The 13,591-nt window shown below is 39.1% G+C and carries 13 protein-coding genes; 4 read left to right on the top strand and 9 right to left on the bottom strand.

The window, feature by feature from the left end:
- Position 1: 1 nt before the first annotated feature.
- Positions 2 to 1,222 carry a CCA tRNA nucleotidyltransferase gene (locus tag LQZ75_RS00230; RefSeq protein ID WP_230095832.1) on the bottom strand — a complete coding sequence of 407 codons (1,221 nt, stop codon included), beginning with the start codon at positions 1,220 to 1,222 and terminating at the stop codon, positions 2 to 4.
- A gap of 190 nt (positions 1,223 to 1,412) precedes the next feature.
- On the opposite strand from LQZ75_RS00230, the gene LQZ75_RS00225 reads away from it, so the two are divergent.
- Together LQZ75_RS00225 and LQZ75_RS00220 are read left to right on the top strand one after the other, a co-directional pair.
- Complete coding sequence (locus LQZ75_RS00225) at positions 1,413 to 2,318, top strand: YitT family protein (RefSeq protein WP_230095831.1); 906 nt, start codon at positions 1,413 to 1,415, stop codon at positions 2,316 to 2,318.
- An 8-nt stretch (positions 2,319 to 2,326) separates the two neighbouring features.
- Positions 2,327 to 2,587, top strand: a complete 261-nt coding sequence (locus tag LQZ75_RS00220; protein ID WP_230095830.1) for a hypothetical protein — start codon at positions 2,327 to 2,329, stop codon at positions 2,585 to 2,587.
- 60 nt (positions 2,588 to 2,647) lie between these two features.
- On the opposite strand, the gene LQZ75_RS00215 is transcribed toward LQZ75_RS00220, so the two are convergent.
- From LQZ75_RS00215 to LQZ75_RS00195, 5 genes are all read right to left on the bottom strand, one after another.
- Positions 2,648 to 3,604, bottom strand: coding sequence for a DMT family transporter (locus tag LQZ75_RS00215; RefSeq protein ID WP_230095829.1), 957 nt, complete (start codon positions 3,602 to 3,604; stop codon positions 2,648 to 2,650).
- Positions 3,605 to 3,768: 164 nt separating this feature from the next.
- Positions 3,769 to 4,089 carry a hypothetical protein gene (locus tag LQZ75_RS00210; protein WP_230095828.1) on the bottom strand — a complete coding sequence of 107 codons (321 nt, stop codon included), beginning with the start codon at positions 4,087 to 4,089 and terminating at the stop codon, positions 3,769 to 3,771.
- 185 nt (positions 4,090 to 4,274) lie between these two features.
- Positions 4,275 to 4,463, bottom strand: coding sequence for a 30S ribosomal protein S21 (rpsU, locus tag LQZ75_RS00205; protein WP_168721033.1), 189 nt, complete (start codon positions 4,461 to 4,463; stop codon positions 4,275 to 4,277).
- 110 nt (positions 4,464 to 4,573) lie between these two features.
- The gene (locus LQZ75_RS00200) at positions 4,574 to 5,500 is read right to left on the bottom strand and encodes a deoxyribonuclease IV (protein WP_230095827.1); all 927 of its coding nucleotides are present in this window, start codon (positions 5,498 to 5,500) and stop codon (positions 4,574 to 4,576) included.
- A gap of 108 nt (positions 5,501 to 5,608) precedes the next feature.
- Entirely contained in the window at positions 5,609 to 6,487 is an 879-nt protein-coding gene (locus tag LQZ75_RS00195; protein ID WP_230095826.1) for a YitT family protein, read from the bottom strand.
- Positions 6,488 to 6,673: 186 nt separating this feature from the next.
- Here LQZ75_RS00195 and LQZ75_RS00190 point away from each other — a divergent pair, with 186 nt between their 5' ends.
- On the top strand, positions 6,674 to 7,525 hold the full coding sequence (locus LQZ75_RS00190; protein WP_230095825.1) for an N-acetylmuramoyl-L-alanine amidase family protein: 852 nt from the start codon (positions 6,674 to 6,676) through the stop codon (positions 7,523 to 7,525).
- Between the two features lie 160 nt (positions 7,526 to 7,685).
- On the opposite strand, the gene LQZ75_RS00185 is transcribed toward LQZ75_RS00190, so the two are convergent.
- Positions 7,686 to 9,125: a 6-phospho-beta-glucosidase gene (locus tag LQZ75_RS00185; RefSeq protein WP_230095824.1), complete on the bottom strand. Its 1,440-nt coding sequence runs from the start codon at positions 9,123 to 9,125 to the stop codon at positions 7,686 to 7,688.
- Between the two features lie 240 nt (positions 9,126 to 9,365).
- On the opposite strand from LQZ75_RS00185, the gene LQZ75_RS00180 reads away from it, so the two are divergent.
- Positions 9,366 to 10,400 carry a lyase family protein gene (locus tag LQZ75_RS00180; protein WP_230095823.1) on the top strand — a complete coding sequence of 345 codons (1,035 nt, stop codon included), beginning with the start codon at positions 9,366 to 9,368 and terminating at the stop codon, positions 10,398 to 10,400.
- Positions 10,401 to 10,495: 95 nt separating this feature from the next.
- On the opposite strand, the gene glyS is transcribed toward LQZ75_RS00180, so the two are convergent.
- Together glyS and glyQ are read right to left on the bottom strand one after the other, a co-directional pair.
- On the bottom strand, positions 10,496 to 12,583 hold the full coding sequence (glyS, locus tag LQZ75_RS00175) for a glycine--tRNA ligase subunit beta (protein WP_230096361.1): 2,088 nt from the start codon (positions 12,581 to 12,583) through the stop codon (positions 10,496 to 10,498).
- Entirely contained in the window at positions 12,583 to 13,521 is a 939-nt protein-coding gene (gene glyQ / locus LQZ75_RS00170) for a glycine--tRNA ligase subunit alpha (protein WP_230095822.1), read from the bottom strand. Before glyQ ends, glyS begins: the two co-directional genes overlap by 1 nt.
- Positions 13,522 to 13,591: the final 70 nt, after the last annotated feature.

The following is a 13,591-nucleotide window of genomic DNA, read 5'->3' as shown; positions in this document are numbered from 1 at the left end:
CTTATTCTCCCTTACTTTGCAGCATTTCGGCGTATGCGAGTAAATCTGATAAATGATTTTTTAATTTACCAATCACAACCGCATGTTCGATATCAGCTAATATTTTCCCCATCTTCGGACCCGGTTTCACAACACCTGTTGCAATTAATTGTTGGCCATCAATGGCTAATTGCCGCTTATTAGTAATTGCTAGACTATGATAAGCCGTCAAATATTTATCTCCATCAAATGAACTGAAGTTTAATTTCAAAACAGCGATTGCAATCGGTAAAGCTGTACCGACTTGATACAATTCCCACGCTGTGATGGTTGTTTGTTGGCGGTATAACTGAATAAAGTGATAAGCCGTTTTAACCTGTTTACTAAAGTCATTGCTGTGTTTCCATGCTTTTAGAAAACCTGCGGCATCCCCTTCACTTAATCCAAGTTGATCAATTAAATACGTCCACGCCGTGGCATCATCACTTAGCGTTTGTCCTTGTAGTTTCAATCCCGCAGCGACAATATCTAACTCTCGGCCCATATCAATATTGGGCACATAATTAAACAAACCACTTTGCGCAAAACCTAGCAACCCTTCACCCGCTGCTTTACCAAGCATTAATTTACTTAATTCAACATTGATCCGTTCAACGGCAATATTAACTAATAAATGGGCTTCTGCTTGCATTGCTGTGTTTGTTGTATCTTCAATAACAAAGCCTAATTGGGCGCTAAAGCGTAACGCTCGCATCATTCGTAAGGCATCTTCATGGAAGCGCTCAACCGGATCGCCAACCGCGCGTATAATATGGTTATCCAAATCTTCTAACCCATTAAATAAATCAACAATCTCACCATCGGCACGCATCGCTAAGGCATTAATAGTAAAATCTCGGCGCTTTAAATCTTCGGCTAAATCTCGCACAAAATTAACGGAATCTGGTCGACGAAAATCGGTATACCCTGTTTCTGTTCGGAAAGTGGTTGTTTCATAGCCATTCCCATGGTCTAAAATCATAACCGTCCCATGTTCAATGCCGGTATCAACCGTCTTATTAAATAATGCTTTAATTTCTGATGGATACGCACTCGTAGCAATATCGACATCATGAATGGCCTTGCCCAATAACATATCACGGACACTGCCACCAACAAAATAAGCTTCAAAGCCAGCGGTAGTAATCGTTTCTAAAATCGGTAACGCCGCGGTAAATTCTTGTGGTAAATTAGCAATTTTCACTGCATTCTCCATTCTTTATGTACATTTTTATTACTTAATATCATACCAATTCTATTCATAAAAATAAACGTCCGAAATATCGTGATTTACTGAAACATTGAATATCAGAATATTGTTTGTGGATTTTAACGACTTTAATTAGTAAAAATGCTAGAATTGAAAGATAAACAATAATTTTAGGAGGCATTCAATGGTCCAAGAAAATGAAAAAATTCGGCCACTTGACTTAATCATGTTTACCATTGGGACTGCAATTTATGCCTGGGGATTGGTTAACATTAACATCCCAAATAGCTTAGCTGAAGGTGGTGTCACAGGGATCACTTTGATCTTGCGGGCCCTCACCGGATTTGATCCGGCAATTGCAACATTAGTTTTAAATATTCCTTTAGTTTTGATTGGGTGGCGAATTTTAGGTCGTAAATCATTGGTTTATACTTTATACGGCATTTTTGCGTTATCATTTTGGATTTATATCTGGCAAACATTTCCCTTCCAACTCAATTTACACCACGATATGTTCATCTCAGGGATTATCGCTGGGGTAATTGCCGGAGCAGGTCTTGGAATTGTATATCGCTTCGGTGGTACAACTGGCGGAACAGATGTGATTGCACGTATCTTTGAAAAAAAATACGGGATACCAATGGGAAAAAGCCTGCTTTTACTTGATATTACTGTCATGCTTGTTTCATTGGTTTACATCGACATCCTCCACATGATGTATACCATTCTGGCATCATATGTCTACTCACGAATTGTCACAATTACCCAAGAAGGAGCTTATGCCGCTCGTGGGGTCCTAATTATGACTGACAAACCTGAAGAAATCGTCAGTGCAGTGTACAGCGAAATGAATCGTGGTGCTAGTTATTTCAATACTGAAGGATCATATACTCGTGAACCACGCTTAACTGTCTATGTTGTTGTTTCACCAGGTGAATTACATCAACTACGGCAATTAATTGCCCGCATTGACCAACGCGCGTTTACAACGATTCTTAATGTCCAAGAAACCCTCGGTGAAGGTTTCACATATAATCGCCCACGTAAGCCCTTAATTCCAAAAGTTAAACCCAATAATTCAAACCGGTAAGGAGTACCATGTTAAATTTTGATTTAGCTGACTTATCACACTTGGTCCAAGATAGCCAATTATCATTAGAAACGCGTTTAGCTTTAATCTTACTCCATCACGGCCTAACCGTTGATGAATTAACACCGCTAACTGCATTACCTAAACTTGACTGGGTGCCATTTGAAAAACCATTTATTAAAATTTTCAAAAAAACACATCCGCAAGCGCCCTTTGCAGCCGTCACGTCATCAGAGTTACGTAATAACTTAGCGCCGTTTTTAAAATAATAATGGCTAATAAAAATAAAAGTCTGGAAGACAATTCTTCCAGACTTTTATTTTTATCAATTACACAATACCTTTAATGATCAATACACCCATTAACATAATAAGAATACCGATCACTTGTAGCCGTTTGACCGGGCTTTTAATTGACCGCCACAAACCTAGTTGCGTTACTAAGACTGATCCAAAAATCTGACCAATTAATGAGGTTGTAACCGTTAATCCTGCACCAATAATTGGCACTAAAATAACGGTCATCAGGACAAATGTTGCCCCTAAAACCCCACCAATCCAGCCCCACTTAGGCATTTGCTTAAAGGCGGTTATTGGAATATGTACCGTATGATGAACAACTAACGTAACAATTAAAATTACAAACCACGAAATTAGAAATGAAATAAACGTTGCTTGGACCGGACTATGCACGACCGTCCCTAAACGTCCGTTAATTGCTTGTTGGATAGCTGATAACATCCCCACTAAAACACCCCAAATTCGCCAGATAGTAAGGGCCGTTGTAGAATCTTGTTTTTCAAGTTCGTCTTTATATATTTGTTCTGCTTTCGTCCGATTAGCTAAGACCACGGCGACAAACATACCAAGTAATAAGATTACTACCCCAAATAAACGCATACCGGTAATGGGAATATGCTTGGCACCAAATAAACCAAAGGAATCAATCACTGTTCCCATTAAAACTTGGCCTAAAATTGGCAAAATAACGGTTTGCACCGCTCCAAGTTTGGGAAACAACAAAATATTTGATGTTAAATAAATTGCCGCAATGACTCCACCTAGCCATAACCACCATGGATTACTAGTAATTTCAGCTCCTGTTGGTAAAAGAGACCGGCCAGTTGCCACTGTTACAACCCCCATGTAAATCGTTCCAATTGAAAATGAAATCAACGATGCAACATATGGTGAAACTACAAAAACCCGTAAATAGGCATTAACAGGATTTTGATTGGCCAAAACAATTCCTGCTAATACCCCAAATAACATAAACAAAAAAATCATCAATCAAGCCTACTTTCCCAAGATAGAATTTTACTACTTCAACTATAATCTTTTTATATAAAAAAGCAAAAAGAACTTCCATTATTTTAATATCTTTGCGCAACAAAAAACGTCCAAGAAATATTTCTCGGACGCTTTAAGCGTATGTTTATAACTTACTTTAACTATTCTGCTTCCAAGCGTTCTGGGTGCTTGTAAGCATCTAATTTAATTTTGTCTAAATGTTGCTCAAGATATTCGATAAAATCCGCTTCGCTAGCAAAAACGCGCGGGTTGTGTTGACCGTGAATGTGCAAATCTAATTCAGTAATTTTTAACTTGCCAAAAAATGTGTATCGGTATTTTACAATTACCCGCGAGTTTTTCTTGCTGTCTCGGCCAAACTTCAACACAAATGTGCGTTCAGTTCCCATTAAGGGACGAATGAAGTCTTGATGATATTCGAAATCATGTTTCCGCAACCAGTTTTTTGTTTGTTTTAACATGGCATTTAACTCACTTTCATAAAAATCTATCATTATATCATAGCTTATTTAGTCCACTTTTACAAGCAATTGAATTATTAAGCATACAAAAAAGGAAGACCCTAATAAATTAGACTCTTCCTTCTCTGTTTTAGTGTTCTTTGTCTTTCGACGCAGCGTACACTTCCTATTAATAGATAGCTCTATTAGAAACGGCTCTTCTTGTTTTTACGCTTACGAGCTGCTTCTGACTTAAGCTTCTTCTTAACAGATGGCTTTTCGTAGAATTCACGCTTACGGTATTCTTGTAAAGTACCATCCTTAGAAACGCCACGCTTGAAACGACGAAGTGCATCATCAAGAGATTCGTTTTTACGAACGACTGTCTTTGCCATGAAATACACCCCCTCTCAGTTATATGTAACATCCATAACCTAAGTTCCAAATGCTCGATTACCATTATCGCAAATAACGAAGTTCAAGTCAATTCAAAAAAACAATTATTTTAAAGTTCCGTTACAAGTGGGCCTTCTTGCCAACCTGCCACTAACTTTTCCCGTAATTGACGGTCAAATTCACCCGCCCGTAACATTGCAATTTCTGCTTTGTATGGTGCTACGGCCGTTTTTTTATCTTCACCAACATATGGCGTTTCCATAATTTTACTTATGTGTTCTAATTGTGGATGGAAGACTACATCATGTAAGGCTTGATAACCAATGTACCCAAAGCCAATGTTTTCATGGCGATCCTTATGTGCACCTTGTGGGTTTTTAGAATCATTCACATGCATTACGCCTAATTTATCTAAACCAACAATTTTATCAAATTCATTTAACACGCCATCAAAGTCTTCACGGACATTGTACCCAGCATCATGAATGTGACAAGTATCCATTGTGACGCTAACTTTTTCATTGTAAGTAATCTTATCTAAAATCGCCGCAATTTCTTCAAACGTACGCCCAACTTCAGTCCCTTTACCGGCCATTGTTTCAATAGCAATACTAATTTTTTGGTCAGGTGTAATCACCTCATTTAACCCCTTGGCAATCGACGCAATTGCAGCTTCAGCACCAGCCCCAACGTGGGCTCCTGGATGTAAAGTCATTTGTAAGGCACCCAAGGCTTCCGCACGTTGTACTTCCGCTTTAAGAAACTCTACACCAAAAGCAAACTTTTCAGGTGCAATTGTATTCCCTAGATTGATAATATATGGTGCATGGACCACTATTTCCGCTAAATCATGTTCGGCCATAAAAGCGTGACCGGCCGGAATGTTCATCTCGCTGACATCTTTACGGCGCGTATTTTGTGGTGCCCCAGTGTAAATCATAAATGTATTGGCATTGTAGCTCGCTGCTTCTTTGGCAGACCCTAGTAGCATTTCCTTACCACTCATTCCAACGTGTGAACCTAAACGTACGACCATGTTTTCCACCTATACTTTCCTAAATATCTATGGTGTATTATACCAAAGATTAGTTAAATAATAAAAAAACATCCAAGTTATTAATAACTTGGATGTTTCCTGGATTAATTATAATTTAGGCTCATAGAAATTCCCTTGAATTTTATCAACCCGCCACATTGACATAAAAGCATTTGGATCTGATTCACCTAATGCCTCAGTCACTTCATATTGCTCATATTGAGAAATAACTGTGAATAAAACATTTTTGTCATCGTGCTTGTAGGCCCCTTCTGCGCCGTGAATAATTGTAATTCCACGCCGTAAATGATTTTGAATTGAATCAACGACTGTTTTTGGTCGATCAGTAATAATCATCACTTGCATCCGTTGCTGACGGGTATAAACTGTATCAATCACCTTGGCATTAACAAACACCCCGATAGCTGAATAAAATGCAAACTGCCAACCAAAGACTAACCCAGCTGCTAACATAATGAAGGCATTAAAGGTCATATTAACAATCCCCATCCGCATGCCTGTTCGCTTACGAATTAAAATACCAATAATATCCAAGCCACCTGTTGAGATTCCATTACGTAAGGCCAAACCTGTCGCAAATCCATTTACTAAGCCCCCAAAAATGGCATCAATTAACGGATCATGGGTAAGCGTTACAGGTTCATTAATTACACGAATCATAACTGAGGCCAAAACAACGGCAATTGTCGTAAAAATTGCAAAGCGATGCCCAATTGCGCGCCAAGATGCAATAATCAATGGTACGTTAAACAAGAATAAAAAAATGTAGACTGGAATATTAAAGCCAAATATTCCTTTTGATAATGAGTCAAACAATTGAGCTAACCCGGTAATCCCAGATGAATAGATATGCCCCGGTGTCCAAAAGTAATTCAAAGCAACCGAAACCATTACTGCATAAATAAATGCCGTCCCAATCCGTCCAATGTATAAGTGTCTATCAAAATAATTCTGTATATCGCGCATCCTGTATCCCTTTTAGAAATTTATAGTAGTATCAATTCACTAATTATACAATATCCCTTTCCATCACGGTACTCTCCATTCATAAATAAATAATTAATCTTGATATTTCACTTAAAATATCGCGAGTACGGCCGTTTTATGGTAACCTTATCATTTAAAGTATGTTAAATAATTGGAGAAAAACGGATGCAAACATATATCAAAAAAAACCTTATTCCCCTCACAATTGTGGCGCTATTTAGCATTACTACCTTTGTAATTGCCTTTATTTTATTAAATAAAAACCAACAAACTGTTGCGTTATCAGAAATTCCGATTCACGCCGGTCCATCAAGGACTTCAAAAACTGTCGGCAAAGTCACTAAAGGTACACGGCTAAAAATCATTAAAACCACACATAACTGGGCCCTTGTCCGCCAACCAAATGAAGACATTGCGTGGATTCCCCTTTGGTTACTTAATCGCAAGACGCCACTCAAAGCACTCACACCATTGGCAGAAACAACGGTCATGCTTGATGCAGGTCACGGAGGTAATGATACTGGGGCCCTCTCAAATACCGGGCAATATGAAAAAACGTATACGCTTGAAACTGCTAAATTAGTTCGAGCTGCCCTAGAACAATATGGAGTTAATGTCGTCATGACTCGCACAAGTGACCATATCGTTTACCTGGATAATATTCCTAAGATTGCCCAAGCCAATCATGCTGATGCTTCAATCTCATTTCACTTTGACTCAGCACCATCCGCCAATTCAGCAAATGGTTTAACCGCCTATTACTATCACGAAAACAATGGCTCACTTGATCTTGCTACCGCTGTTAACGACCAAATGAATTCGTTACCCGTTACTAATCGCGGCGTTGAATTTGGTGATTTCTTAGTAATTCGTAAAAATACTTTACCGGCTATCTTATTAGAAAATGGTTACATTAATAGTGATCATGATTTCAAATATATTCAAAAAGCCTCTTATCGTGAAGAGCTTGCCACAGATGTCCGTTTAGGTTTAGAACAATATTTCAAAACACACTAACTAGCCATAGCAAACTAACATAATTGTCTTACTAAGAGTAATTTACGGCTAAAAAGTGTGTGCTATATCCACAAAAAAGCTAGGGAAAATTAATTTCCCTAGCTTTTTTACTAGTATTTGTGATACCACTCGACTGCTATCACAAGTCAATTAGCATGTTTTATAATTCTTGTCCGTTAGTTTTAATAACGTTTTGATACCAAGCAAAACTATCCTTCTTATAACGTTTACCAGAACCTTTACCAAAATCATCTAAATCAACATAGACAAAACCATAACGTTTCTTCATTTCACCTGTTGAAGCGGAAATAATGTCAATTCCCGACCATGGCATATAACCAAAGACCGGTAGTCCATCAAGGACAATGGCTTCTTCAACGGATTTAATATGATTTTTAAAATAGTCAATTCGGTATGGATCATGGATGGCGCCATCTTCAAGCTTATCAAAAGCCCCAAAGCCATTTTCAACAACAATCATCTTTTTGTGCCAACGATCCCACATCCAGTTAATCGCATACCGAATTCCAACGGGGTCAATTTGCCAACCCCAATCTGACTGGGCGAGGAATGGGTTATCACCATGATTCTTTTCTTCATCATATTCATATAATGGGTTTTCAGGGTCTGAAACCGTCCATGACATGTAGTATGAGAATGAAACAAAATCAACCGTATTTTCTTTAAGAATCTTTTTATCTTCTTCAGTAATATCAATTTTGATATTTTTTTGTTCAAAGTACTTCAACAACCAAGTTGGATATTCACCAAGAGCATGAACATCCCCCCAGTAATAGCGCGTTTGCATCGCCCGTTGTGACATCATAATGTCTTTAGGATTTGAAGTGGCTGGATAAACTGGATTCATGGCAATCATGCAACCAACTTCAAGGTCTGGGTTGATTTCATGCGCGGCTTTAGTAACTAAAGCAGACGCCACTAATTCGTGGTGCGAAGCCAAGTACATTAATTCTTGTGCTTCATCTTCCGCATAGTCTTTTAAGCCAGAATCTTGCAACAAATGATGTGGATTCATCCATGAAGTTTGGTTATTAATTTCATTAAACGTCAACCAATACTTAACCCGGTCACCATAGCGACTAATCACGGTTTTAGCATATTTAACAAAGAAATCGATCACCTTACGATTACGCCAACCACCATATTCTTTAACTAAGTGTAATGGCATTTCAAAGTGACTCAACGTGATAACTGGTTCTAGCCCATGTTCAATCATAGAATCAATCATCTGATCGTAAAATGCCAAACCAGCTTCGTTTGGCTCATCTTCATCCCCATTTGGGAAAATCCGCGTCCAAGCAATTGATGTTCTAAAAGCATTCATGCCTAATTCTTTGAATAAATCAAAGTCTTGAGCATATGTATGATAGAAATCAATTCCCCGGTGATTAGGGTAATTACCATCAGGTAGGACCGTATCGGTTACTTTACGAGCAACGTGGTTTTCACCAGCTAACATCACATCAGCAATTGATACCCCCTTACCATCAACATCCCATGCTCCTTCAAGTTGATGAGCTGCCACAGCTGAGCCCCACAGGAATCCAGTGGGTAACTTGTAGCCTGAATCATTTTGCATTATCATAAACCTCCTCAAATCGCATTAATTTTACTAAGAACAAATTCATTATAATTTATCTCATTTACAAAAGAAAGCGTTTTCATAAACTTTACAATAATTATTTATTTTACTTTCAACCTTTTATTTACATCGCATTTCAATCTTGCTAGCAAGCACTCCCCTTTACATTACCAGGGATAAGTTCTATTATGGTTAGTAAACTAACATAAATTTCACTTTTGAAAGAAGGACCTATTCATGATATTAACTAACACTGCCGAAGAACCTGTCTCCCCGATTAGCGAAGCACCACAACTGTTAAATCCTTTAGCAATGACTGGCCCAACGATGCCAATTCAAGTTGTCCGTGCTTTACTTCACACTAAGCGAGCTGCCGCGCGTTGCAATATTGACGCACGCGTTCTTGATCCAAATATTGGCGCTTTAGTTATTCAATCCTGTGAACAGCTTCTAACACTAGATGATTTTGCAACAGCAAAGTTATTCCCAATCCACATTTATCGTGAAGATGCAGTTACCCAAGTAAATACCCGGGTTAATCAGCTAATCATCGCAAAATGTAGTCAAATTAATCCGCTCATTGCGATTAGTTCGACAGATATTGATTGTTCATTAGTACCAACGGCAATCTTTCCGACGGTTACTAATATCGTAGCTGCTGCTGCAATTAAAAGCTTAATTTATCAAATTCGACAGTTAAATACGAGCCTCCAAACGCTCAAAAAAACGGTAATAAATGCGCCATTTATGCAACATATTGCCCCAGAACACCGGATGCTTAAATTAACAACTTGGCTTAATACAATCGAGCACGATCTTCAAAGTATTAATACTGCCTATCCGCAATTACTGGAATTACCAATTAACCATGCACCACTTCCCACACAACGAGATACACCAGATGATTTTGAAGCAAATCTAGCGCAAAATATTAGTCTCGCTTATGAAATTACTTTCAGTGCTGGTAATAAGTTTTTTAGTAAACCAGCCCACCTTGGCATTGCCGATGTGCATAACACATTGCATTTAATGGTGACTGATTTACGGACAATTATTACCGAACTAACAACCACCGGTAGTAGCTCAACACCGGATGCGGTTGCCGTAACCGCTGTTAAAATAATGGGTAACGATGCCAGCATTGCCATGGCAGTTGCCCAATCACAACAAACTTCTGCTTCCCTTAAACCAATTATTGTAACGAATTTCTTAGAATCCTGTGCTTTAGTTAGCGCCTTAATTCAACAGTTGCAAGCAAATATTAACTATTAAGTTAATGCCTAACAGTGGTTAGACTTAGTAGTTTTTCAAAATAAAAATACAAAAACAGCTTGGAAAAATTTCCAAGCTGTTTTTTAATTATGCTGCTATTTAACAATTAAATCCGTTAAATTACCAAACTTATTCGCAATCGCGGCCACTTGGGCCACTTGATTTAAACGATTTTGACGCACAGTTGCATCATCGCTCATAATCATTGTTGCTTCAAAGTAAGTTGCAATCGCAGGTACTAATGTTTGCGCTTCGACAAAGCTGTCTGCTAATGAACTAGTTGCCAAGACTGGTTCGAGTGCACTAACAGCTGTATGCAAGACACCTTCAGAGTCATTATCAAACAAGCTGGTATCTACGTTGAATGGTGCTTCAACTGGATTTTGCTTGTTTAAACGGACTGCCCGTGTAAATGCTTCGACAAAGTCACGGAAATTAGCATCGTCTTTGTGTGCTTCCAAGACATGGGCTTGAGCAAACATCGTTAAGATATCGTTACTGTCACCGTTAATTACAGCTTCAATGATATCATGACGTGTATTTTGACCGTTAAGTAATTGTTTTACCCGGTCAACCATAAATGAAGCGACATCCGCATTCACATCACTTAAAGCTGTTTGGACAGCAGCTGGTAGGCCTGTGTTGTCACTTGCCAACGCAGCAATCAAGCCCGCATTAATGGCTGCTAAATCAAGATTCCATTGCTTATCACGTAAAATCCGCACAAATCCAAGTGCTTGACGACGAAGTGCATATGGATCATTTGCTCCTGATGGAATCATCCCCGCTGCAAAGAATGACAAGATGGCATCGTATTTATCCGCTAAAGCCAACACAGCCCCAACAGTTGAAACTGGTAAATCACCTTCAGCTGAAATTGGCATGTAGTGTTCACGAACAGCAGCTGCTACTGCGGCATCTTCACCAAAGATTGTCGCATATTTCTCACCCATAATCCCTTGAAGTTCTGAGAATTCACCAACCATACCGGTTACCAAGTCAAATTTATAAATTTCACTAGCACGGGCTAATTGAGCTAATTCAGCTGCACTCAAGTTCAATTGGTTACCGATAATTTGCGTAATTAACTTAACCCGTTGCATGTGTTGGGCAACCGAACCAATTTTATCGTGGAATGAAAGTTTTTCAACGCGACCCATGTAATCCGCAATGGTTTGCTTTTGGTCTTCGTTGTAGAAGAATTTGGCATCTTCAAGGCGCGCTGTCAACACCTTTTCATTACCAGCAATCACGTTATCGATGTGTTCACTGTTACCATTGCGCACACCGATAAAGAATGGCAATAACTTACCAGCTGCATCAGTTACGTAGAAGAAACGTTGGTGTTCTTTCATTGAAGTGATTAAAACTTCATCTGGCACGGCTAAATATTCTTCTTTGAATGAACCAGCAAAGGCAGTTGGCCATTCAACCAAGTTGTTAACTTCTTCAAGCAAGTCCGCATCAATATCAATCGTCCAAGCTTTACGAGCGGCAATCGCTTCAATTTGGCCTTTAATAAGTTCCTTACGAACCTTTGCATCGGCAATTACAAATACATCCTTTAATGTCTTTTCGTAACTTAAAGCATCGCTAAATTCAACATCTTGACCTAAGAAACGGTGACCACGTGAAGTCCGGCCAACGCTTGTTTCAAGAATTGAGAACGGAATTAATTCGTTATCTAACAACGCTACTAACCACTTGATTGGACGCACGTATTCAAATGAATTATTTGCCCACTTCATTGTTGTTGGGAACGTCATGGCCATGATCACATCTTTTAAACCAGGTAGAACTTCTTCAACTGGCTTACCAGCAATATGCTTAGTAACGTAGACGTATTCAACCCCTTTTAATTCCTTAAAAGTGATATCATCAGTCGTTAAACCTTGACCTCGGACAAATCCTTGGGCGGCTTTTGACCAGTTACCTTCTGCATCCAAAGCAATTTTTTTAGCTGGCCCTTTTGCTTCTTCATCAATATCTGGTTGGTTTGCTGCAATATCTAATACTTGGACAGCTAAACGACGGGGAGTTGAGAATGGTTTAATTTCACCATAGGCAATCCGATTGTCATCAAGAAACTTGCCAACCCGTTTAACCAATTGTTCAATACTTGGCGTTACCACGTGAGCTGGAATTTCTTCTAAGCCAATTTCTAATAAAAAGTTTGCCATAATTACTTAGCCTCCTTGTCAGTTTCTTCATCATCGGCCAAGTATTTGGCACGTAATTCTTCATCTTTTAACAATGGGAAACCAAGCTTTTTACGTTCAGCAACAAATGCCTTCGCAACCGCTCGTGCCATGTTACGAATGCGACTTAAGTAGCCCGCCCGTTCCGTAACTGACACACTCCCACGTGCATCTAATAAGTTAAAGGTGTGTGATGATTTTAAAATGTAATCGTAAGCTGGGTGCACAAGTCCTAAGTCAAGTAAGCGCTTGGCTTCAGCTTCAAAGTTATCAAACATGCTCAAGAGCATTTCTTGGTTTGATTCTTCAAATGAGTATTTTGAGTGTTCAAATTCAGGTTCCTTAAAGATGTCACCATAAAGGACGCCATCAGCCCATTCAAGATCGTAAACAGTTGGCACGTCTTGGATGTATGATGCCAAGCGTTCAAGCCCATATGTTACTTCTGAAGTCACAGAATCAACTTGCAAACCACCAACTTGTTGGAAGTACGTAAATTGGGTAACTTCCATTCCGTCTAGCCAAACTTCCCAACCAACACCAGCGGCACCCATTGAAGGATTTTCCCAGTTATCTTCAACGAAGCGAATATCATGTTCCAATGGTTCGATGCCAAGTTCACGTAATGAACCCAAGTATAATTCTTGAATATTATCTGGTGATGGCTTCATAACAACTTGGAATTGGTGGTGTTGATATAACCGGTTTGGGTTATCACCATAACGGCCATCAGCTGGCCGACGTGAAGGTTCCACATAAGCGGCATTCCATGGTTCTGGACCAATTGCGCGTAAGAAAGTGTATGGACTCATCGTCCCAGCCCCTTTCTCAGTATCATAGGCTTGCATTAACATGGCACCTTGTTCCGCCCAGTATTGTTGCAACTTCAAAATAATTTGTTGCATTGACAATTTTTGTTCCATCAGTCGTTCCTCCTAAGTTTTTGACCATAAAAAAATCCCTACGCCAACAGAATTGACATAGGGACGTTAA

It is taken from the genome of Periweissella fabaria (assembly GCF_918814575.1).
In the GTDB taxonomy this organism is placed as follows: Bacteria; Bacillota; Bacilli; order Lactobacillales; family Lactobacillaceae; genus Periweissella; species Periweissella fabaria.
Note: the sequence above shows the minus strand (reverse complement) of the source record. Positions and strands in the feature narration are given on the sequence as shown.